This window comes from Mucilaginibacter sp. P4_G9 (genome assembly GCF_056400985.1).
The window spans coordinates 1-5,027 of record NZ_JBFUKF010000361.1; the positions used below are offsets into that span (position 1 = coordinate 1).

Annotated in this window: 3 protein-coding genes and 2 rRNA genes; 2 read left to right on the forward strand and 3 right to left on the reverse strand. The window is 42.1% G+C overall.

The window, feature by feature from the left end; all coding sequences use genetic code 11:
• Positions 1 to 79: 79 nt before the first annotated feature.
• Entirely contained in the window at positions 80 to 1,924 is a 1,845-nt protein-coding gene (locus AC1DPZ_RS21635; RefSeq protein WP_477407337.1) for a glycosyltransferase, read from the forward strand.
• The gene (locus AC1DPZ_RS21640; RefSeq protein ID WP_477407339.1) at positions 1,921 to 3,489 is read left to right on the forward strand and encodes a hypothetical protein; all 1,569 of its coding nucleotides are present in this window, start codon (positions 1,921 to 1,923) and stop codon (positions 3,487 to 3,489) included. The genes AC1DPZ_RS21635 and AC1DPZ_RS21640 overlap by 4 nt, the downstream gene beginning before the upstream one ends.
• A 171-nt stretch (positions 3,490 to 3,660) precedes the next feature.
• Here the strand turns inward: AC1DPZ_RS21640 and AC1DPZ_RS21645 are convergent, their stop codons facing one another.
• From AC1DPZ_RS21645 to AC1DPZ_RS21655, 3 genes are all read right to left on the reverse strand, one after another.
• Positions 3,661 to 4,041, reverse strand: coding sequence for a nuclear transport factor 2 family protein (locus tag AC1DPZ_RS21645; protein ID WP_477407341.1), 381 nt, complete (start codon positions 4,039 to 4,041; stop codon positions 3,661 to 3,663).
• A 471-nt stretch (positions 4,042 to 4,512) separates the two neighbouring features.
• A 5S ribosomal RNA gene (gene rrf / locus AC1DPZ_RS21650) occupies positions 4,513 to 4,624 on the reverse strand.
• Positions 4,625 to 4,883: 259 nt separating this feature from the next.
• Positions 4,884 to 5,027, reverse strand: a 23S ribosomal RNA gene (locus AC1DPZ_RS21655); the annotation flags it as partial.

The following is a 5,027-nucleotide window of genomic DNA, read 5'->3' on the forward strand; positions in this document are numbered from 1 at the left end:
AAAGCTAACTCTGTAAGGCGGGGATTGCTTCGTGCCTCGCAATGACGCGTGGATGTTTTAACATTTTTATTTAATTATAATGAGTATTTCAATTCCTGAACTTTTGGTTAACGACAGGTTTATATTACCAGGCGATCAGGAAAAGATCAAAAAATTTTCAGAAAGATCGGGGATGTCATACGTTAAGATCGCCCTTAACTTTGGTTATATCTCCCGCAAAAACTACGACCGCTCATTAAGTAACGCCGGTTATCAATTTGCACAAATAAGGGACGAAGCTTTTGACCCCGAGGTGCTGAAAAAGGTAGAACTGAAATTCGCCAATGACCATCTTGCGCTGCCGCTGCGGATACAGAACAACCGGGTGGTAACCCTCATGGCAGATCCAACCAACCAGTTATTTTTGGATTTTATAAGGTTCAACTATGATATGGAACCCGAAATTATTGTAGCCTATGACCTTGACATCACCTGGCTAAGCCATAAGCTGCTTGGAGAAAAATATGTTAAAGCCTCGGTATACGAACTTTTAAGGCGCGACCCAAAAAGTTCGGCATCCATCACCTTTACAACCCCGCAACTGGTTTTCATTTTTAGCCTGCTGGCTTTCATTGCGGTAGGGATGGTGTTAAACTTCAAAAATACGTCTATCGCCATAAACGTGGTTATCAGCATGTTTTTCCTGGTGGCTATTATATTTAAGCTGTTCCTGGCATTAGTGGGTTCTCGGTTCGAGCTGCACCAGGCTGTTTCCAAAGAAGAGGTACGCAATGTTGTTAATGATGATTTGCCGCCCTACACTATACTTTTACCGGTTTACAAAGAGGATAAGCTGATCAAAAAACTCATCTGGAACCTACAAAGTTTAGATTACCCGCGCGAGCAGCTTGATATTAAACTACTGATTGAAGAGGATGATGATAAAACACTAAAAGCTGTTCAGAACCTCGATTTCCCGGGTGTTTTTGAAGTGATTGTTGTGCCTTTTCACATGCCAAAAACCAAACCGAAGGCTTGTAACTACGGTCTGCATTTTTCAAGGGGAACGTTTTTAACCATTTATGATGCCGAAGATATCCCCGATACAGATCAGCTTAAAAAGGTGGTAGCCCTGTTTACCAAATTACCGGAGCATTACATCTGCATCCAAAGCGCGCTCAATTACTTTAACCGTAACGAGAACTTTCTTACCCGCATGTTTACCCTTGAGTATTCCTATTGGTTTGATTACATGCTGCCCGGACTGGATACCCTTGATATCCCCATCCCCCTGGGCGGCACCAGTAACCACTTTAAAATGGACGCGCTGATTGAGCTGGGCGCCTGGGATCCGTTTAACGTAACCGAAGATGCCGACCTGGGCGTACGTGCATATGCCAAAGGATATAAAGTAGCCATCATCAACTCTACTACTTATGAGGAAGCCAACAACGAACCCTTTAACTGGATCCGCCAGCGGTCCCGGTGGATAAAGGGATATATGCAAACCTACCTGGTGCACATGCGCAACCCGGCTGCCCTTGTTAGAAAAATTGGCTGGAAAGGTTTCCTGGGCTTTAATTTTTTTATTGGCGCCACATCGGCTACATTTTTGGTTTATCCGCTGTTACTGTCTATTTTTATTTGTTACCTGGTATTTGATTTTTCAACCATCCGCAGCCTGTTTCCCGATTGGGTTTTGTTTATGGCCATATTTAACCTGATGGTGGGCAACATCCTGATGATATACGTAAACATGATGGCCGTATTTAAACGCAGGTATTTTGAACTGATATTGTTTGCCATTGCAAATCCTATTTACTGGTTAATGCATTCGGCGGCGGCATACATGGGTTTATACCAGTTAATAACCAATCCGTTTTATTGGGAAAAAACAAACCATGGTTTAAGTAAAGTTAATAACCCCACAAACGTTGTTAAATGATCATATCAAAAAACCAATTTGTGTTTATAGTAACTGTAATGCTTGCCGCGTATTATATGGTAGTGGGTGTTTATATGAACCATTGGGGCTACTATAACCAGGAAAGCATTTTTTACATCGAAAAAACCAAAATCATTTTTGATGGTCTTGGTAACCGCATAAAAATAATGGGCCTTACAGCACCGCTTTTACCTTTTTATGGCGCCATCATTTTTAGTTCCATCAATACTTTCCTGGCGCCGGTAATAGCATCGGCATTAGGCACGGCGGCTCTGTTTTACGTTATTGCATCGGCAATGAACTCCCGTATAAAAGACGACGACTTTTACCTGTGCATAGTTGCGTTATTGTTCTTTTTTCATCCGGGGATGCTGTATGTAGCTACATCGGGTAAGGCAATTTACCTGGTGCTTATCTTTTTTTTCCTGTTCTTTTATAACCTGTTGAAGTTTTACCGGTCAAACACCACGTTTCACGTTTCGCTGGCCAGTATCTCGCTGGTTACATTGATTTTTTGCGACTACAAGTTTATATGGATCTGCCTGTTTTTTATCCCGCTGGTATTGGCCATTACCCTGCAAAGCTTAAACCTTGGCGAAAAGGAATCCATCTTCAGGCTGTTTTTGAGTTTCAACAATCCATCGCTGCGCCGTAAGCTTGTGGGTAAAACGGCCGCTATTTACATCATCCTGTTTATACTGCCAATAGCATCGGTTATATGTTATAAGCTGCTCAATTTAACCCATGCCAGCGATCTCAACTACTTTATCGAAAGCCCGTACGCCACCTGGAATGTACTGGTAGATAAGCTTAATTACGATATGACCACCGCGGCCGTCAACTACCGGCTGCCCGATGTTTCCATATTGGTTTCGGCAAGGGTTATTTATTTTTGCCCGCTTATTTTGGTGGGTATTTACCTTTTCAGAGAAAGCACCTACCAGGCGCTAACCATTTTAACGCCATTTGCGTTTGTGGAGTTTTTGCACATGAAGTATGATAAGCTGTTTATTACTTATGAGTACTACCTCATCTTTCTTATTCTTGCCATATTATGCCTCGTGTTTAAAGCCAAAACCGTCCGTAACCAAAAACTGTTTAAAATTATCATCGTGTTTGTGGTTTTGCTGCAATTATATACCGGGTACATTTTTCTGTCCAGATCATTTATACATGATGAGAAGAGTTTCATCACAACCCTTATAAACCGAGGCTCCAATACCGACCAGGCCGAAACAATAGAAATGGCTACCTACATTAACAGCCTGCCACAAAATACACATATATTGATGGATGATGCGGTATCGTACCCTGTTGCAGCATTTACTACTGATATTAAAAGGTTAACCCTGCCCTACCAAAACATTTTTTTAAGCGCCATAGAAACCCCTTACCATTACGCCGACTATATACTTATTGCCACGCCTAAAAATCCATTCACAGGCTATACACAGCTCAACGATAAATATATTCCCCTCATCAGGAAGGCTAACAGTGGTATCAACTACAAACGTGCTTACGAAACCGATAACTGGATCCTGTACAAGATCATCTCTATAAATTAACTTTTAACTGTCCTATAACTGAAGCAAAGACCTGCCCGCAACGGGAGGTTTTTTTGATTTGAATTAGAGTCACCTCCAATCCGTCAATTGCAAGTGGCAAAATCCGGAGACCCTGAAGGAGGGAATATCAAATCGACGAAAGACTAAGTTTAACTGATAATATTGCTTTTGCTATCCTTCCCCATCCAAAACCGGCGAGCCCATAATAAACCAGGCTTTCGCGATTTTATCATTTGCAACTTCATAAATACAAAGCGCATCAATATGCCCAGGTCCATCCGCGAAAGTGCGCGAAACAACCTCAAAGTCCACAACCTTATTGTTGAGCACTGTACGGGTAATTAGTTTGCCAAATAAATTGGGTTCTTTAAACCGGGTAATATGCCGTTCGCGAATAGCTGCCGCGCCGTTAGCTAACAAGGTATCCGGAAACTCGTAATACAAAGCATCATCGGCCCAGCAAGTCATAAACAAATCAATATCACGGGCATTGTAAGCATCCAATTGTTTTTTCACTATTTCTTCCATAGTATTTAAGGCGGTATTTTCCATCGGGAGTTTATTTAGATGAGCTAATATAGGGGATAGGATGGTATTCTGAGTTGTGTGRCTGCATGATTATGGAGTGTTAAGGGTGCTGGAAACCCCACAAATATACCACCCGTCATCCAACAAAGTGGTGACACTATTTTGTCAGTACCCGGAAGGTGTTCCAAAGGATCACCGGCGGAGCATCCCAGCGTCCCGGCAGGCAGCCGGGATGGTGGATCAAGGGATCAAAAAGGGATGCTTAATAATTCTCATACAAACCTTGATATTTCTGCACTTTTCTTCACTTTTTCTCTTTAAAACAACCCTAAAAGTCCCCCTTTTCTGATCATTTATGGCACGAAACTGCTTGCTGTAAGCCAATCGCCTTCTTTTTGAATTTTGACTTTTGAATTTTGACTTTTCAAAGGTTTACCTGGAAATAAAGGTGCACAAAAAAGCCCTTGACTGTTTCCAGCAAGGGCTTGATTTAAGATTGGGCACCGACCTACTCTCCCACGTTTTACCGCAGTACCATCGGCTCTGGCGGGCTTGACTTCTCTGTTCGGAATGGGAAGAGGTAGACACCGCCGATATAGGCACCTGAATTTCTTTTGTTGATTGGTCATTGGTCAGTAGTCATTAGTGACTGCCTGGCGCATATGCTCAACTGATATTTTTATTTGTTCCGGATTTCATCAATATGCTCAGCCCAATGACTAATGACCACAAACAATGACATATTATTGAAAGAAGTTCTTGATTAAAGAAAACAACAGTATTAGTTTTTGTCAGTGAGGGGCACTCATTTATGATCAGTATTGCTACTCACCATTCACTACTCACCCCTCACCATTATTACCTGCTATGAGAAAGCTTCGGGCAATTAGTATCACTCGGCTATGATGTCACCACCTTTATACCTATGACCTATCAACGTAGTAGTCTCCTACGACCCTCAATGGAAGTCTCATCTTGTGGCTAGTTTCGCACTTAGATGCTTTCAGCGC

Excerpts from the sequence above, each read along its gene's own strand:
- AC1DPZ_RS21635 (WP_477407337.1), top strand. The coding sequence starts at position 80 with ATGAGTATTTCAATTCCTGAACTTTTGGTTAACGACAGGTTTATATTA.
- AC1DPZ_RS21640 (WP_477407339.1), top strand. The coding sequence starts at position 1,921 with ATGATCATATCAAAAAACCAATTTGTGTTTATAGTAACTGTAATGCTT.
- AC1DPZ_RS21645 (WP_477407341.1), bottom strand. The coding sequence starts at position 4,041 with ATGGAAAATACCGCCTTAAATACTATGGAAGAAATAGTGAAAAAACAA.